Origin of the sequence: Streptomyces sp. NPDC059355 (assembly GCF_042752335.1) — a bacterium.
GTDB lineage: Bacteria > Actinomycetota > Actinomycetes > Streptomycetales > Streptomycetaceae > Streptomyces.
Map to the genome: position 1 here is coordinate 33,093 of NZ_JBHYXN010000007.1, position 15,905 is coordinate 48,997.

The following is a 15,905-nucleotide window of genomic DNA, read 5'->3' on the forward strand; positions in this document are numbered from 1 at the left end:
CTTGCCCCCGGGGGGTGTCTTGTGGATCAGGCCGGGCTCGCGGCGTCCGGCGCGGGAACCACCCGGGGCACCCCGCCGGAGGCCCTGGCTCCCAGCCAGACCAGAAACGCCGTCGGCAGGAACACCGCGTCAGCGGCGATCATCGCCAGAGAAAAGAACGGCAGCCCCAGCAGCACCGCGATCCCCGCGTGCTCCAGCATCATCAACGCCAGCAGCACGTTCTTGATCCGCCGGTTGAACACCGTGAACGGGAACGCGACCTGTACCGCCACCGTCCCGTACGACAGCAGCATCACCATCGTCCCGCTCCCCGCCAGGACCCCGGACAGTCCCGGCCACGGCGAGAAGTAGTCCAGCCCGAGCGGGTAGTACAGCGCGGTGCCGTCCTGCCACCGCGACCCCTGGATCTTGTACCAGCCGGCCGTCGCGTAGATCAGGCAGACCTCCGCCATGATCACCAGCAGCCCCGCGTTGTGCACCAGGTTCGCCAGGACGTCCAGGACGGCCCGTCCCTCGCCCTCCGGCTCGTACCGGTCCACCATCCACCACAGCGCGCACACGGTCCACAGCGCAGCGAACGCAGCCAGCCAGCCATGGCTGAACCGCTCCGTCACCGCCCCGTACGCGAACACCGCGCCCAGCACACCCCACAGCACCGGTCCGGCCGCCCCCGCAGAGGCCGACCCCCGAAGCCGCGCGCGCCGCGCGTCCAGGGACCACACCCGCGCGCACCGCGTCAGCACCAGGTAGATCGCCATCAGGTGGATGACGTTGTCCCCGCCGTCGCCCATGAACACGCTGCGGTTCTGCAGCGACAGCACCCCGACCATGAACACCACGGACGTCGCCCGCGTCCGCCAGCCCAGCATCAGCATCAGGCTCGACAGCACCGACACCGCGTAGACGGTCTGGAACCACAGCCCCGAGTCCGACCACATCAGCACCGAGAAGGCGTGGTTCGAGGCGACCAGGCGCTCCGCCAGACCGAAGCTCCAGGGCCCGTCCGGCCCGTACAGCTCGCCGCGGTGCGGGAACTCCCGCAGCAGGAAGAACAACCAGGTCGCCGAGAAGCCGATCCGGACGACGGCGCTCTGGTACGGGCCCAGTGCCCGCCCGCTGACCCGGGCGACCGCCCGCCCGCCGGCGGCGCGGGCACCGGCGACCGCACGCGCGGCCGCCGGTGCCCGCCTCACAGCGTCCACCACGGCAGCTCCCGGTAGTACGTCTGGGTGTCGGTCTTCTCGTCGCTCCACGGCGGCGCCTGCACCGCCCGCGTCGCCGAGCGCAGCTGGATCCGTACGATCTCGCCCCGCGCGCCGGTCCCGTCGTCCGTGAGCCGGTTCAGCGCGATCCGGCGCAGGTACCGCTCCGACAGTTCGCCGCGCTCGCCGATCGGCTTGTTGTCCTCGTCGTGCGAGCCGGTGAAGAAGTCCCAGGCCCGGCGCAGCTCGTTCTGCCGGGTATGGCTCGGCAGCAGGCTGTGCCGGATGGCCGCGCCGTCCTCGGCCGACAGGTCCCGCCAGCCGACGGGGACCAGCTCGCCGCCGAGGCCGGAGCGGACCTCGGCCCGTACCTCCACCGCGATGTTCTGCTGCAGCGGGTTGGGGGCGAAGAGCTTCCAGTTCTGTTCGAACTCGGGGTAGATCCAGTCGTCGACCGTCCGCGCGTGCTGCTTGCTCACCGTGTTGGACGGGGCGACGTGCAGGAAGACCAGCGCCAGGTGACCGCAGGCGGCGAGGCCCACGGCGGCCAGGGCGAGGGACGTGACGACGCGGTACGGGGCGGACAGGCCCGCGATCCCGGGAGCCCGCGGCGGCGTCGCCCGTTCGGCGGGGGGCTCGACGGCCGTTTCGGCGGGCGGCTCGGCAGCGGGCTCGGCAGCGGGCTCGACCGGCGGATCCGCCGGCGGACGGGCTGCCGGGACGGGGGCGGCCGCCGCGGTGGCGACCGGTGGATCGATCGGCGGAACGGCCGGCGGAACGGCTGCTTCCGCTGGCTCGCGCTCGTTCGATTCCATCCCGCCCCGATCATCCGGTGTCCACAGGGTTGACCTCAGAGGTTGACACCCTACGGGCCGCCGACCCACCATTGAAGAGTACGAACCGAACGATCGGTCGGTCGGGCGGTCAACAATCTCTGGCAGGGGGCCGGGATGGTGGCAGTGACCCCGGAGACGGGGCAGGACTCAGGCCTCGAGGCTGACCTCGGGGCACAGCTCGCGGCGGCCTTCGACGCCGCGGTGGCGGCCGAGGAGCGCGTCGAGCCGCGGGACTGGATGCCCGAGGCGTACCGCGCCTCGCTGGTCCGCCAGATGGCCCAGCACGCCCACTCCGAGATCATCGGAATGCAGCCCGAGGCCAACTGGATCACTCGCGCGCCCTCGCTGCGCCGCAAGGCGATCCTCATGGCCAAGGTCCAGGACGAGGCCGGTCACGGCCTCTACCTGTACAGCGCCGCCGAGACCCTCGGTACCAGCCGCGACGAGCTGCTCGACAAGCTCCACTCCGGCAAGCAGAAGTACTCCTCGATCTTCAACTATCCCACCCTGACCTGGGCCGATGTCGGCGCGATCGGCTGGCTCGTGGACGGCGCGGCGATCACCAACCAGGTGCCGATCTGCCGCTGCTCGTACGGGCCGTACGCCCGCGCGATGGTCCGGATCTGCAAGGAGGAGTCCTTCCACCAGCGCCAGGGCTTCGAGCTCCTCATGGCCCTGTCCAAGGGCACCGAGGCGCAGCACGCGATGGCTCAGGACGCCGTGGACCGCTGGTGGTGGCCCTCGCTGATGATGTTCGGCCCGCCGGACGACGAATCGGCGCACTCCGCGCAGTCCATGGCCTGGCGGATCAAGCGGCACTCCAACGACGAGCTGCGCCAGCGCTTCGTGGACATCGCCGTTCCGCAGGCCGAGGCACTGGGCCTGACCCTGCCCGACCCGGACCTGAAGTGGAACGAGGAGCGCGGGCACCACGACTTCGGCGCGATCGACTGGGCCGAGTTCTGGGACGTGCTCAAGGGCAACGGCCCGTGCAACGAGCAGCGGATCGGCCAGCGGCGCCGGGCCCACGAGGAAGGCGCCTGGGTCCGCGAGGCGGCCGCGGCGTACGCGGAAAAGCACAGCGCACACCACGCCGTACAGAGCACGGCGACGAACGAGGAGGCAGGGGTATGACGCAGAACTGGCCACTGTGGGAGGTGTTCGTGCGCTCGCGCCGCGGCCTCTCGCACACGCACGCGGGCAGCCTGCACGCACCCGACGCCGAGATGGCCCTGCGCAACGCCCGCGACCTCTACACCCGGCGGAACGAGGGCATCTCGATCTGGGTGGTGCCCTCCACCGAGATCACCGCGTCCTCGCCGGACGAGCGGGACCCGTTCTTCGCCCCCTCGGCCGACAAGCCGTACCGGCACCCGACCTTCTACGAGATCCCCGAGGGGGTGCACCACCTGTGAGCAACACCGATGCCACTTCTTTCGACGTCACGGCGTCGGCGGCCCTCGCGCTCGGGGACGACGCGCTGATCCTCTCCCACCGCCTCGGCGAGTGGGCGGGGCACGCCCCCGTCCTGGAGGAGGAGGTCGCCCTCGCGAACATCGCGCTCGACCTGCTCGGCCAGGCACGCGTCCTGCTGTCCATGGCCGGCGACGAGGACGAGATGGCCTTCCTGCGCGAGGAGCGGTCCTTCCGCAACCTCCAGCTGGTCGAGCAGCCGAACGGGGACTTCGCGCACACCATCGCCCGCCAGCTCTACTTCTCCTTCCACCAGCACGAGCTCTACGCGGAACTCGCGGCCGGCGACGGCCCGTTCGCCCCGCTCGCTGCCAAGGCCGTCAAAGAGACCGCGTACCACCGCGACCACGCCGAGCAGTGGACCCTGCGGCTCGGCGACGGCACGCAGGAGAGCCGCGCCCGCATGCGGGCCGCCCTCGACGCGCTGTGGAAGTACACCGGCGAGATGTTCCAGCCGGTGGACGGAGTCGACGGCGTGGACTGGGCCACCCTGGAGGACCGCTGGCTGGCCGCCGTGGGCGGCGTACTGGAACGGGCCGGGCTCACGCTCCCCGAAGGCCCGCGCTCCGGCGCCTGGGCCGCCGGGGCGGGCCGCCAGGGCCTGCACACCGAGTCCTTCGGCCGGCTGCTCGCCGAGATGCAGCACCTGCACCGCAGCCATCCGGGGGCGTCATGGTGACGGACCGGCCGCGCACCGCGGCCCCCGCGGCCGGGCCCGAGGCGCCCGAGGCCCCCGAGGCCACGACCCGCCTGGAGGCGGAGCTGGCCGAGCTCGCCGGCTCCGTCCCCGACCCCGAGCTGCCCGTCATCAGCCTCGCCGAGCTGGGCGTGATGCGCGGGGTGCGGATGTACGAGGACGGCCACGTCGAGGTCACCCTGACCCCGACCTACACCGGCTGCCCCGCCATCGAGGCCATGTCCGCCGACATCGAGCGGGTCCTGACCGGCCACGGCATCGCGGACGTGCGGGTGCGCACGGTCCTGGCCCCGGCCTGGTCCACCGACGACATCAGCGCCGAGGGGCGGCGCAAGCTCGCCGAGTTCGGCATCGCCCCGCCCCGCCCCCACGCGGCCGGGGGACCGGTCCCGGTCACCCTCTCGGTCCGCTGCCCGAACTGCGGATCGACCGACACCGAGCTGCTCAGCCGGTTCTCCTCCACCGCATGCAAGGCGCTGCGCCGCTGCACCGCCTGCCGTGAACCGTTCGACCACTTCAAGGAGCTGTAGATGGCCGCGTCCACGCCGTCGCCCACGTCGGGCTCCGGGCGCCCCGCGCGCCACGGCGCCTTCCACCCGCTGACGGTGGCGGCGGTCGACCGGCTCACCGACGACTCCGTGGCGCTGACCCTGAGCGTCCCCGAGGAGCTGCGCGGCGAGTACCTGCACGCCCCCGGCCAGCACCTCACCCTGCGCCGCCGCACCCCCGAGGGCACGGAAGTCCGCCGTACGTACTCGATCTGCTCGCCCGCCCCGGCCCCCGCGGGCCCGGGCCCGGCGGTGCTGCGGGTGGGCGTGCGGCTGGTGGAGGGCGGCGAGTTCTCCACGTTCGCCCACAAGGAGATCGCCGCCGGCGACGTGCTGGACGTGATGGTCCCGGCCGGGCGGTTCGTCCTGGAGCCGGACGCCGCCCCGGCCGGCGGGCACTACGCGGCGATCGTCGGCGGCAGCGGGATCACCCCGGTGCTGTCGATCGCCGCCTCGCTGCTGGCGGCGCGGCCCGAGGCCCGGTTCTGCCTGGTCCGCAGCGACCGTACGGCCGCGTCGACGATGTTCCTGGACGAGGTCGCCGACCTCAAGGACCGCTTCCCCGACCGCTTCCAGCTGGTGACCGTCCTCTCCCGTGAGGAGCAGGAGGCCGGGCTGCCGTCCGGCCGCCTCGACGAGGAGCGGCTGAAGGCGCTGCTGCCCGCGCTGCTGCCGGTCGCGGAGGTGACGGGCTGGTACCTGTGCGGCCCGTACGGGCTGGTCATGGGCGCGGAGCGGGCACTGGGCGCGCTCGGCGTGGTCCGGACCCGGATCCACGAGGAGATCTTCCACGTCGAGGACACGGCCGCACCGGCTCCTGCCGCGGCCCCGTCCCACGTGCGGGTCACGGCCCGCCTCGACGGCCGCTCCGGGACCTGGCCGGTCCAGGACGGCGAGTCCCTGCTGGACGCCGTGCTGCGCAACCGCGCGGACGCCCCGTACGCCTGCAAGGGCGGGGTCTGCGGTACCTGCCGGGCGTTCCTGGTCACGGGCGAGGTCCGGATGGACCGGAACTTCGCGCTGGAGTCGGAGGAGACGGAGGCCGGATTCGTGCTGGCCTGCCAGTCGCACGCGGTGACCGAGGAAGTGGAGATCGACTTCGACCGCTGAGGCCGTGGTCCTCCCACGCTGTCCATTTCCCTCGTCCTGCTCTATCTTGACGCACCGTCAGGTCCGGACCGGGCCTGACCGGGACCGGTGCGCGCGGGAGGACAGGCAGTGGACTTCACCTTCACCGAGGAGCAGCAGGCCGCCGTCGAGGCGGCGAAGGCCGTCTTCGCGGACGTCGCCCCGGACGGCGTGCCCAGCCCCGCGCTGACCCCGGGGGCCGTCGCCGAGGACTTCGACCGGCCGCTGTGGGCCAAGCTCGCCGCGTCCGACCTGCTGAGCCTGGTCCTCGCGGAGGAACACGGCGGCGCCGGCCTCGACGCGATCGCCCTGTGCCTGGTGCTGCGCGAGGCGGCGAAGGTGCTGGCCCGGGTTCCGCTGCTGGAGCACTGCGCCACCGCCATGGCCGTCCAGGCTCACGGCAGCCCCGAACTGGCCGCCGCCCTGCTGCCCGGTGCGGGGCGCGGGACGCTCGTCCTCACCGCCGCCGCGCACGGCCGCAGCGGCCACGATCCCGCCGAACTCGCCGTCACCGCCCGCCGCGAGGGCACGCGGTGGACCCTCGACGGGGTGCAGACGGCCGTCCCGTGGGCGCACGGCGCCGACTGGATCGCCGTACCGGCCCACACCGGCGAGGGGGAGGCCGTCCTGGCGCTCGTCCCGCGCACCGCCGAGGGGCTCACCCTGGCCGACCAGGTCTCCACCAGCGGGGAACGGCTCGCCGAACTCGCCCTGGACGGGGTACGGGTGCCCGCGAGCCACCTCATCGAGACCCCGGGCGTCTGGGAGCGGCTGCGGCAGCTCCTCGCCACCGGGACCTGCGCCCTGGCGCTCGGCCTCGGCGAGAACGTCCTCGCCATGACCAGCCAGTACACCGGCAAGCGGGAGCAGTTCGGCTTCCCGGTGGCCACCTTCCAGGCCGTCGCCGTCCAGGCCGCCGACCGCTACATCGACCTGCGTGCCATGGAGGTCACCCTCTGGCAGGCCGCCTGGCGGATCGACGCGGCGACCGGCGGAGCCGGCGGCCCGCTGCCGAGCGCGGGGGACGTCGCCGTCGCCAAGATCTGGGCCTCCGAGGGGGTACGCCGGGTCGTGCAGACCGCACAGCACCTGCACGGCGGCTTCGGCGCCGACACCGACTACGCGCTGCACCGCTACCACGCGTGGGCCAAGCAGCTGGAGCTCCAGCTGGGCCCGGCCGCAGCCCACGAGGAGGCGCTGGGCGACCTGCTGGCCGCCCACGCCCTCGCCTGACGTACGGAGCTAGAGCACGAAGGCCGGGTTCCCGTTGTCGGTCACCATCGGGCGCCCGGCGCCGTCCCAGGCCTGCATGCCGCCGTCGATGTTCACGGCGTCGATGCCCTGGCGCACCAGGTACTGGGTGACCTGCGCGGAGCGCCCGCCGACCCGGCACATCACGTGCACACGGCGGCCGTCCTCGACGGCCACCGTCACCTCACCGAAGCGGGCCACGAAGTCGCTCATCGGGATGTGCAGGGCACCTTCCACGTGTCCGGCAGCCCATTCGTCGTCCTCACGGACGTCGAGGACAAAACCTTCGGAGGGCACCGCGGCGGCGTCCACCGAGGGAAGCGGTCCGAAGTTCATACGTCGCCTTCTCTCATCGCAGATCTGTTTCCCAAACCTATCCAACGAGCGCGGCGAGCTCCGCCTCACGCTTCGCGACATCCGCGAGCAGCTGCTCCGCGATCTCCTCCAGCAGCCGGTCCGGGTCCTCCGGAGCCATCCGCAGCATCGATCCGATCGCGCTGTCCTCCAGCTCGCGTGCCACCGTCGACAGCAGCTCCTTGCGCCGTGCCAGCCACTCCAGCCGGGCGTAGAGCTCCTCGCTCTCGTCGAGCTGCCGTACGGCCTCCGGAACGGGACCCGCCGCCCACTCCTCGGCCAGCTGGCGCAGCAGCTGCTCCTCGCCCCGCCCGTACGCCGCGTTGACCCGCGCGATGAAAGCATCGCGGCGTTCCCGCTCGGCTTCGTCCCGGGCGAGGTCCGGGTGCGCCTGGCGGACCAGCTCGCGGTAGATGCGGCGTACCTCCTCCGTCGGCCGTACCCGCTGCGGGGGCCGCACCGGGCGGTCGGTGAGCATCGCGGACGCGTCGTCGGAGATGCCCTCCGTATCCATCCAGTCGTGGAACAGCTCGTCCACCCCGGGCATCGGCATCACCAGCGAGCGGGCGTCCCGGGCCCGTCGCAGATCCTCGGGATCACCGCTGCGCTCCGCCTTCGCTTCGGCGATCAGCGCATCCAGCTCGTCGAGCCGCGAGTACATCGGGCCGAGCTTCTGGTGGTGCAGCCGGGAGAAGTTCTCCACCTCCACCCGGAAGGTCTCCACCGCGATCTCGAACTCGATCAGCGCCTGCTCGGCGGCCCGGACGGCTCGCTCCAGGCGCGCCTCGGGTCGCTCGTCGCCCGTCTCTTCAGTCTGCTGCTCGCTCACCCGGCCAGCCTAAGGCCGGTCGGCCTGGGCCGATGTTTCACGTGAAACATCGACCCGCGAACGTGACCCGCAACGTGACCCGCGAACGTGCCCCTGCCCAGGGCCCCCAGGCCCACCGCCCCGACCCGCTCAGACCCCGGCCTCCGCCTCGATCCGCCCGGACTTCACCGCCGCGACCAGGTCCGCGTGGTCCGCCTCGCTCCGGTCGGCGTACGCCACCGCGAAGGTGGCCATCGCCTCGTCCAGCTCGTCGTTCTTGCCGCAGTACCCGGCCAGCAGCCGCGGATCGGCGCTGTGCGCGTGCGCCCGGGCCAGCAGGGCGCCGGTCATCCGCCCGTAGTCGTCGATCTGCTCCGGGGCCAGTGCCGCCGGGTCCACGCTGCCCTTGCGGTTGCGGAACTGCCGCACCTGGTACGGACGCCCCTCCACCGTGGTCCAGCCCAGCAGGATGTCCGAAACCACCTGCATCCGCTTCTGCCCGGCCACCACCCGGCGGCCCTCGTGCTCCTCGGCCGCGCTCTCGAAGCCCAGCGCGGGCAGGTACGGCAGCAGCACCGACGGCCGCGCCTCCTTCACCTGGAGCACGAGCGGCTCGCCCCGGTGGTCCAGCAGCAGCACCACGTACGAGCGGGTGCCGACGCTCCCGGTGCCCACCACCCGGAAGGCCACGTCATGGATCGCGTACCGGGCCAGCAGCGGCAGCCGGTCCCCCTGGAGGGTCTCCAGGTACGGGCCCAGCGCGGCCGCGACGGCCGCCGCCTCCCCGTCGCCGACCCGGCGCAGCACCGGCAGCGCGTCCACGAAGCGACGGGCGCCGTCCGCACCGGCCTCGGTGGACTTGGCGGCGAACCGTGCCGAGGTGTTGTTGCGGGCCTTCTCCGAGACCCGCTCCAGGGTGCCCAGCAGGTCGCGGGCGTCGGTGTGCGAGACGAGCTCCTCGTCCGCGATGGCGTTCCAGGCGTCCAGCGCCGGCAGCTTGGCCAGCAGCCGCATGGTCCGGCGGTACGCACCGACGGTGTCGTGCGCGGCGGCCCGGCAGGTGTCCTCGTCGGCGCCGGCCACCCGTCCGGCCAGGACCAGCGAGGTCGCGAGCCGCTTCAGGTCCCACTCCCACGGGCCGAACACGGTCTCGTCGAAGTCGTTCAGGTCGATGACGAGCCGGCCGCGGGCGTCCCCGTAGAGGCCGAAGTTGGCCGCGTGGGCATCGCCGCAGATCTGTGCGCCGACACCGGTCACCGGGCCGCCGGACAGGTCGTGCGCCATCAGCCCGGCCGCCCCGCGCAGGAACGCGAAGGGGTTGGCGGCCATCCGGCCGACCCGGATCGGCGCCAGCTCGGGGACCCGGCCGACGTTGGACTCCTCGACCGCCCGCACCGCGTCCGGCCGTCCGGCCGGGGCCTCGAAGTGAGCGTGCGCCGAGCGCGGCACCCGCAGGCGCAGGGCCTTGCCCGCCTCCTTGGGCGAGCCGGCGACGACCCGCGCCGCGAACCCGCCGACGGCCGGTATTCGCCCACCGGACGGCGCTCCCGCCGCTCTGAAAGCCGTCCGGCCCGTCGCCCCGTCCGGCTCCGCAACCCGCTGCTCCGGTACCGCCACCATCCGTGCCGCCCCCGCCCGTACCCGTCGTGCTTTTCGGCCTGACCACATGAATTCGCCCGGCCGGACAACATCAATCCGGCCTGACCGTATCTACAGCCCGGCGTCCCTGGACAGCAGGGCGGCCTGAACCCGGTTCTCGCAGCCCAGCTTCGAGAGGATCCGGCTCACGTACGTCTTCACCGTCGCCTCGCTCATGTGCAGCCGCCTGCCCGCCTCCGCGTTCGACAGCCCCTCGCCCAGCAGCGCCAGCACCCCGCGCTCCCGCTCGCTCAGCTCCGCCACCCGCCGCCGGGCCTCCTCGCCGCGCGCAGCGCCCCGGCCCGAAGCCAGCTGGTCGACCACGTGCCGGGTCGCGCCCGGCGAGAGGTACGCGTCCCCCGCCGCGGCCGCCCGGACCGCGCCGATCAGCTCGCCCGGCGCCGAGTCCTTCAGCAGGAACCCCGCGCCGCCCGAGCCCAGCGCCCGCAGCACGTTCTCCTTCTCCCCGAACGTGGTCAGGATCAGCGCCCTGACCTCAGGCGCCGCCCGCCCCAGCTCGCCGAGTGCGGTGAGCCCGTCCATCACCGGCATCTGGATGTCGAGCAGCATCACGTCCGGCGTGTGCGCGCGGGCCAGGTCCACGGCCTCGCGGCCGTTCGCCGCCTCAGCGACGACTTCGATGTCCGGGGCCGAGGTCAGGATCATCCTGATCCCCGCCCGGATCAGCGGCTCGTCGTCAGCGATCACCACGCGGATCACCTTGGCTGTCACCCGTGCTCCTACTACTCGGACTCGTACGCCTGCTTGTCGACGAGCTTGCCGTCCTTGAAGCAGAACCGGAAAACAGTACTGGTGGCCAGCCTGGAATCGTCCGACGACAGCAGGGCCAGACAGTCCGTACCCGCGGGCCGCTCCGGGCCCTTGCGGTCCAGGCCCTCGGTCATGAAGCTGTCGCCGTCGGGCAGTTTCTTGCGGACCGCCTCCTCCGACTCGCCCACCCGGACCTTGTCGTAGTCGGCCTGGCTGATCATCGCGCTGCCCGCCGAGCCCACGAGCAGCACCACCCCTGCCCCGATCACGATCACCAGCAGCACCACCGCCGCGACGGCGATCCCGCAGCCCATCGCGACGCCCCCGACCCGGCTGCGGCCCCGTACGGCCAGCTCCCGGTCCACGGCGGCCCAGTCCATCGGCGGCGGCGCCACCGCGAACCCCTGGACCTGCGCCTGTGCCTGTGCCTGCTGCCCGAAGTCGTCGGCGATGTCCTCCACCCCGGCCGGCTCGGCCCCGTACGGGAGCACGCCGGCCACCCGGAAGCCGCCGTCCTCGGTCCCGCTCGCGTGCACCATCCCGCCGACGAGCCGGGCCCGCTCCCGCAGACCGGTCAGTCCCTGCCCGCCCGAGACCGCCGCGCCGACGCCCGGCCCGGCCGCCGGCCCGTTGGCGATCTCCACCACCAGCGAGTCGTCCTCGTACCGCAGTTCCACCGTGATCGGCGCCCCCGGGGCGTGCTTGTACGCGTTGGTCAGCGCCTCCTGCACGATCCGGTACGCCGCGTGGTCACAGGCCGCCACCAGCGGCCTCGGCCGCCCCGACACGGCCATCCGCACGTCGGTCCCCGCGCTCCGCGCCGCCTCCACGATCCCCGCGATCCCGGCCACCCCGCGCGCCGCCGGCTGCGCCTCCTCGGCCGGGGCCGGCGCCTCGACGCCGTCCCGCAGGATCCCGACGACCTCGCGCAGCTCGTGCATCGCCGCGACCGAGGCCTGCCGCAGCACCCCCACCGCCTCGCGCTGGCGCTCGGTGAGGTGCGGATCCACTTCCAGGGCTCCGGTGTGCACCGCGATCAGCGCCAGCTGGTGCCCCAGGCTGTCGTGCATGTCCTGGGCGATCCGCTGGCGCTCCCGCAGCCGGGCCTGTCCGGCGACCATCACGCGCTCCCGCATCAGCTGCCCGTTGCGCTCCTGGAGCGCCTGGAGCAGGGTCCGGCGCTGCGACCAGTAGCGGCTGGCCAGACCCGGCATGACCGTCATCGCGAGGAACATCAGCGTGGAGAACACGATGACGAGCACGGGCCGTTGTTCGGACCACGCCTGCGCCACGCCGAAGCCCACGGCGGCGAGGAAGGCCACGGTGAACGCGGTCAGCGCCCGGCCCACCCCGACGATCCGGCGCCCCGCCGACCAGCCCAGCAGGATGGCGACCAGGAACGAGCCGGGCAGGAACGGGGAGATCGCCGACGCGACGATCAGGGTCGTCGCCGGCAGCCGGCGCCGCCCCAACGTGAGCAGCACCACAACCGCGGCGCTGGCCGCCATCCGTTTCACGCTGCCGTTGTCGAGCTCTTCGACCCCCAGCCCGAGCAGCGCGATCACCCCGGCGAGCACCAGGTCGCCCGCCAGCATCCGCGGGGTCCACGGCTCGGGCCCCTTCAGCCAGTCCCAGCCCGCTCGCATCCTCGCCGTCGCATCCACGCGCCCGACCCTAGACACCGCCGCCCCCGCAGGACCGCCCTCTTTCGTCGCGCCCTCCCCGACGAAAGTCGTCCGGCGGACTCCGGGGCCACCCCAATTCCCCGCGTACGGCCCGGGATCGCCGCGCACGCGATCAACACCCCACCGGGGCACGGGAAATGCGAAACGGCCGCCACCGCTTTCGCGATGACGACCGTTTCGTCGATGTGGGCGAGGGGGGATTTGAACCCCCACGTCCCGAAGGACACTGGCACCTGAAGCCAGCGCGTCTGCCGTTCCGCCACTCGCCCGAGCAGCTCTCCAGTGGATCTTCCCTTTCGGGCCGTTCCCCTGGCGACGTCGAAAGATTAGCACGTCGGACAGGGTGGATTCACATCGCTTTCCCGGCACCTCCGAGCCCGGGTCCGATTGCCCCTCCCGCACCGCGCTCCCGGTGCGGGACACTGTCCTCTGAGCGCCCCTACGATCCCTTGTGAGTACCAACACTCATGCGCATGGGACCCAGGGGGAACCAGCCGAATCCGCCACGCGTGGATACGATCAGTAAGCAGTACAGGGCGACAACGACGGAGGAGGTGCCCCATGGGAGTCCTGAAGCGGTTCGAGCAGCGACTCGAAGGTCTGGTGAACGGCACCTTCGCCAAGGTGTTCAAGTCCGAGGTCCAGCCCGTCGAGATCGCCGGCGCCCTCCAACGCGAGTGCGACAACAACGCGACGATCTGGAACCGGGAGCGGACGGTCGTCCCGAACGACTTCATCGTCGAGCTCAGCACCGGCGACTACGAGCGTCTGAGCCCCTACTCCGGGCAGCTCGGCGACGAGCTCGCGGGCCTCGTCCGCGACTACGCCAAGCAGCAGCGCTACAGCTTCATGGGCCCGATCAAGGTCCACCTGGAGAAGGCCGACGACCTCGACACCGGTCTCTACCGGGTCCGCAGCCGCACGCTCGCCTCCAGCACCTCCCAGGCGCCGCCGCAGGCAGCCCCCCAGAACCAGCAGGGCGGCTACGGCTACCCGCCGGTCTCCGCACCGCCGATGCCGGCCGGACCGCCCCCGGGCGCCGCCGCGCGCCGGCCGGGCGCCGCCGGACCGGCCCCCGTACCCGCCGCAGGCGCCACCCGGCGCCACTGGATCGAGATCAACGGCACCCGCCACCAGATCTCGCGCGCCACGCTCGTACTCGGCCGAAGCACCGAAGCCGACGTGCGGATCGACGACCCCGGCGTCTCGCGCCGGCACTGTGAGATCCGGACCGGAACGCCCTCGACGATCCAGGATCTCGGGTCCACCAACGGCATCGTGGTGGACGGGCAGCACACCACCCGCGCTACGCTCCGCGACGGCTCGCGGATCGTCGTGGGCAGCACCACCATCATTTACCGGCAAGCCGAAGGGTGAAGCGGGGGCAATGTCAGAGCTGACCCTGACGGTCATGCGGTTGGGTTTCCTGGCCGTTCTGTGGCTGTTCGTCATCGTGGCCGTCCAGGTCATCCGCAGCGACCTCTTCGGTACGCGCGTCACGCAGCGCGGCTCACGCCGCGGCGGGAACGCGTCCGGAGCGCCGGCGCAAGGCGGCCGCCAGGCCGCCGCGCCGCCACAGCAGCGCCAGCGCCGCGGAGCGCCGACCAAACTCGTCGTCTCCGAGGGCACCCTCACGGGCACCACGGTCGCCCTCGCCGGGCAGACGATCACGCTCGGCCGGGCACATGACTCAACGATCGTGCTGGACGACGACTACGCGTCCAGCCGCCATGCCAGGATCTACCCCGACCGTGACGGCCAGTGGATCGTCGAGGATCTCGGGTCCACCAACGGCACGTATCTCGACCGGACCCGGCTGACCACCCCGACGCCCATTCCGCCGGGCGCCCCGATCCGCATCGGCAAGACCGTCATCGAGCTGCGGAAGTAGTACGAGAATGAGCGAGCGGAGCGAGCGAGCCGCGGCAGTCCGGACCACCCAGGACACGGACCCGAGCGCGCTCCCGACCGGAGGGTGGGCAGTGTGGCTCGAGACCGGTTGTACCCGGAGGAATCGACTGGGCAGGTGCGCATGAGTCTGTCCCTGCGGTTCGCCGCCGGATCCCACAAGGGCATGATCCGCGAGGGCAACGAGGACTCCGGCTATGCCGGTCCCCGTCTCCTCGCGGTCGCCGACGGCATGGGCGGCCAGGCCGCCGGCGAGGTCGCCAGCTCCGAGGTGATCTCCTCCCTCGTGCAGCTCGACGACGACGTCCCGGGTTCCGACATCCTCACGTCGCTCGCCACCGCCGTGCAGCGAGCGAACGACCAACTGCGCGTCATGGTCGAGGAGGACGCCCAGCTCGAGGGCATGGGCACCACCCTGACCGCGCTCCTGTGGACCGGCCAGCGCCTCGGCCTCGTCCACGTCGGCGACTCCCGCGCCTACCTGCTCCGCGACGGCGTCCTCACGCAGATCACCCAGGACCACACCTGGGTGCAGCGCCTCGTCGACGAGGGCCGCATCACCGAAGAGGAAGCCACCACCCATCCGCAGCGCTCCCTCCTCATGCGGGCGCTCGGCAGCGGTGACACCGTCGAGCCCGATCTCTCCATCCGCGAGGTCCGCACCGGCGACCGCTACCTCATCTGCTCCGACGGGCTGTCCGGCGTCGTCTCCCACCAGACCCTGGAAGAGACCCTCGCCGACTACCACGGCCCCCACGAGACCGTGCAGGCCCTGATCCAGCTCGCCCTGCGCGGCGGCGGACCGGACAACATCACCTGCATCGTCGCGGACGTCCTCGACACCGACAGCGGCGACACCCTCGCCGCCCAGCTGAACGACACCCCGGTCGTCGTCGGCGCGGTCGCCGAGAACCAGCACCAGCTCTTCGACGGCAACGCCATGCAGACCCCGGCGGGCCGCGCCTCCGGCCTGGGCCGCCAGGCCCCCCCGCCGGGCGCCTTCGGGCCCCCCGGAAGCGGCGAGGCACCCGGCTACGGATACCCCGACCAGAGCCAGGGCGGCGGCGGCACGTACGGCAGCTTCGGCGAACCCGACCCGTACGAGGACGACTCGCGCTACGAGGACACGTACGACCGCCCCCGCCGGCGCCGCAGCAAAGGGCGCAAGTGGACCACCCGCACCCTGATCCTGCTGATCGTCGCCGGTGTGGCCGGAGGCGGTCTCTACGCAGCCCACCGCTGGACCCAGACGCAGTACTACATCGGCGTCAAGGGCGAGCACGTGGCGCTCTTCCGCGGCATCAGCCAGAATCTCGGGCCGCTGGAGCTCTCCAAGGTGGAGACCGATCGCACCGACATCGAACTGAAGTACCTGCCGCCCTTCAAGCGGAAGCTGGTCGAGGCCACCATCACCGAGACCAGCCTCGACGGCGCCCGTCAGAAGATCGACGAGCTCGGCGTCCAGGTCACCGCGTGCAAGAAGGACGAGGAGCGCCGCGCCGCGGAAGCGCAGAACCCACCGGCACTCGGCCCCAGCCTGTCTCCCACGGAGCAGTCGCTGGTCGGCCTCTGCGGCAAGCAGTAGTACACACCCGCGGGCGCAGGG

16 protein-coding genes and 1 tRNA gene are annotated in these 15,905 nt (G+C 72.4%); 9 read left to right on the forward strand and 8 right to left on the reverse strand.

The window, feature by feature from the left end; genetic code table 11:
- Nucleotides 1-26: 26 nt before the first annotated feature.
- Entirely contained in the window at nt 27-1,205 is a 1,179-nt protein-coding gene (locus tag ACFXGI_RS08990; protein ID WP_384704781.1) for an HTTM domain-containing protein, read from the reverse strand.
- The gene (locus ACFXGI_RS08995; RefSeq protein WP_384704782.1) at nt 1,190-2,017 is read right to left on the reverse strand and encodes a DUF5819 family protein; all 828 of its coding nucleotides are present in this window, start codon (nt 2,015-2,017) and stop codon (nt 1,190-1,192) included. Before ACFXGI_RS08995 ends, ACFXGI_RS08990 begins: the two co-directional genes overlap by 16 nt.
- A 135-nt stretch (nt 2,018-2,152) precedes the next feature.
- On the opposite strand from ACFXGI_RS08995, the gene paaA reads away from it, so the two are divergent.
- The 6 genes from paaA (at nt 2,153) to ACFXGI_RS09025 (ending at nt 7,117) form a co-directional block, all read left to right on the forward strand.
- Complete coding sequence (paaA, locus tag ACFXGI_RS09000) at nt 2,153-3,172, forward strand: 1,2-phenylacetyl-CoA epoxidase subunit PaaA (RefSeq protein ID WP_384704783.1); 1,020 nt, start codon at nt 2,153-2,155, stop codon at nt 3,170-3,172.
- Nucleotides 3,169-3,453, forward strand: a complete 285-nt coding sequence (gene paaB / locus ACFXGI_RS09005; protein WP_030857641.1) for a 1,2-phenylacetyl-CoA epoxidase subunit PaaB — start codon at nt 3,169-3,171, stop codon at nt 3,451-3,453. Before paaA ends, paaB begins: the two co-directional genes overlap by 4 nt.
- Nucleotides 3,450-4,190, forward strand: coding sequence for a 1,2-phenylacetyl-CoA epoxidase subunit PaaC (paaC, locus tag ACFXGI_RS09010; protein ID WP_384704784.1), 741 nt, complete (start codon nt 3,450-3,452; stop codon nt 4,188-4,190). The genes paaB and paaC overlap by 4 nt, the downstream gene beginning before the upstream one ends.
- A complete protein-coding gene (gene paaD / locus ACFXGI_RS09015) occupies nt 4,184-4,738 on the forward strand; it encodes a 1,2-phenylacetyl-CoA epoxidase subunit PaaD (protein WP_384704785.1) in 555 nt (184 codons plus the stop codon). Before paaC ends, paaD begins: the two co-directional genes overlap by 7 nt.
- On the forward strand, nt 4,739-5,866 hold the full coding sequence (locus tag ACFXGI_RS09020; RefSeq protein WP_384704786.1) for a 2Fe-2S iron-sulfur cluster-binding protein: 1,128 nt from the start codon (nt 4,739-4,741) through the stop codon (nt 5,864-5,866). It abuts the gene before it with no gap.
- A gap of 108 nt (nt 5,867-5,974) precedes the next feature.
- Nucleotides 5,975-7,117, forward strand: coding sequence for an acyl-CoA dehydrogenase family protein (locus ACFXGI_RS09025; protein ID WP_384704787.1), 1,143 nt, complete (start codon nt 5,975-5,977; stop codon nt 7,115-7,117).
- Between the two features lie 9 nt (nt 7,118-7,126).
- Here ACFXGI_RS09025 and ACFXGI_RS09030 read toward each other — a convergent pair whose 3' ends face one another.
- The 6 genes from ACFXGI_RS09030 to ACFXGI_RS09055 form a co-directional block, all read right to left on the reverse strand.
- On the reverse strand, nt 7,127-7,471 hold the full coding sequence (locus ACFXGI_RS09030; protein ID WP_384704788.1) for a rhodanese-like domain-containing protein: 345 nt from the start codon (nt 7,469-7,471) through the stop codon (nt 7,127-7,129).
- A 37-nt stretch (nt 7,472-7,508) separates the two neighbouring features.
- Nucleotides 7,509-8,318, reverse strand: coding sequence for a J domain-containing protein (locus ACFXGI_RS09035; protein WP_384704789.1), 810 nt, complete (start codon nt 8,316-8,318; stop codon nt 7,509-7,511).
- A gap of 129 nt (nt 8,319-8,447) precedes the next feature.
- Entirely contained in the window at nt 8,448-9,917 is a 1,470-nt protein-coding gene (locus ACFXGI_RS09040; protein ID WP_384704790.1) for a DUF2252 domain-containing protein, read from the reverse strand.
- 90 nt (nt 9,918-10,007) lie between these two features.
- Nucleotides 10,008-10,667 (reverse strand): response regulator, encoded by a 660-nt coding sequence (locus ACFXGI_RS09045; protein WP_384704791.1) that lies wholly within the window; start codon nt 10,665-10,667, stop codon nt 10,008-10,010.
- Nucleotides 10,668-10,678: 11 nt separating this feature from the next.
- Nucleotides 10,679-12,370 (reverse strand): sensor histidine kinase, encoded by a 1,692-nt coding sequence (locus ACFXGI_RS09050; protein WP_384704792.1) that lies wholly within the window; start codon nt 12,368-12,370, stop codon nt 10,679-10,681.
- 207 nt (nt 12,371-12,577) lie between these two features.
- Nucleotides 12,578-12,660, reverse strand: a tRNA-Leu gene (locus ACFXGI_RS09055).
- 292 nt (nt 12,661-12,952) lie between these two features.
- Here ACFXGI_RS09055 and ACFXGI_RS09060 point away from each other — a divergent pair.
- From ACFXGI_RS09060 to ACFXGI_RS09070, 3 genes are all read left to right on the forward strand, one after another.
- The gene (locus ACFXGI_RS09060) at nt 12,953-13,768 is read left to right on the forward strand and encodes an FhaA domain-containing protein (RefSeq protein ID WP_384704793.1); all 816 of its coding nucleotides are present in this window, start codon (nt 12,953-12,955) and stop codon (nt 13,766-13,768) included.
- 10 nt (nt 13,769-13,778) lie between these two features.
- Complete coding sequence (locus ACFXGI_RS09065; RefSeq protein ID WP_030857660.1) at nt 13,779-14,282, forward strand: FHA domain-containing protein; 504 nt, start codon at nt 13,779-13,781, stop codon at nt 14,280-14,282.
- 141 nt (nt 14,283-14,423) lie between these two features.
- Complete coding sequence (locus ACFXGI_RS09070; RefSeq protein WP_384704794.1) at nt 14,424-15,884, forward strand: Stp1/IreP family PP2C-type Ser/Thr phosphatase; 1,461 nt, start codon at nt 14,424-14,426, stop codon at nt 15,882-15,884.
- Nucleotides 15,885-15,905: the final 21 nt, after the last annotated feature.

Excerpts from the sequence above, each read along its gene's own strand:
- ACFXGI_RS09065 (WP_030857660.1), top strand. The coding sequence starts at position 13,779 with ATGTCAGAGCTGACCCTGACGGTCATGCGGTTGGGTTTCCTGGCCGTT.
- ACFXGI_RS09070 (WP_384704794.1), top strand. The coding sequence starts at position 14,424 with ATGAGTCTGTCCCTGCGGTTCGCCGCCGGATCCCACAAGGGCATGATC.
- paaD (WP_384704785.1), top strand. The coding sequence starts at position 4,184 with ATGGTGACGGACCGGCCGCGCACCGCGGCCCCCGCGGCCGGGCCCGAG.
- paaA (WP_384704783.1), top strand. The coding sequence starts at position 2,153 with ATGGTGGCAGTGACCCCGGAGACGGGGCAGGACTCAGGCCTCGAGGCT.
- ACFXGI_RS09030 (WP_384704788.1), bottom strand. The coding sequence starts at position 7,471 with ATGAACTTCGGACCGCTTCCCTCGGTGGACGCCGCCGCGGTGCCCTCC.
- ACFXGI_RS08995 (WP_384704782.1), bottom strand. The coding sequence starts at position 2,017 with ATGGAATCGAACGAGCGCGAGCCAGCGGAAGCAGCCGTTCCGCCGGCC.
- paaB (WP_030857641.1), top strand. The coding sequence starts at position 3,169 with ATGACGCAGAACTGGCCACTGTGGGAGGTGTTCGTGCGCTCGCGCCGC.
- ACFXGI_RS09020 (WP_384704786.1), top strand. The coding sequence starts at position 4,739 with ATGGCCGCGTCCACGCCGTCGCCCACGTCGGGCTCCGGGCGCCCCGCG.
- ACFXGI_RS09060 (WP_384704793.1), top strand. The coding sequence starts at position 12,953 with ATGGGAGTCCTGAAGCGGTTCGAGCAGCGACTCGAAGGTCTGGTGAAC.
- ACFXGI_RS09040 (WP_384704790.1), bottom strand. The coding sequence starts at position 9,917 with ATGGTGGCGGTACCGGAGCAGCGGGTTGCGGAGCCGGACGGGGCGACG.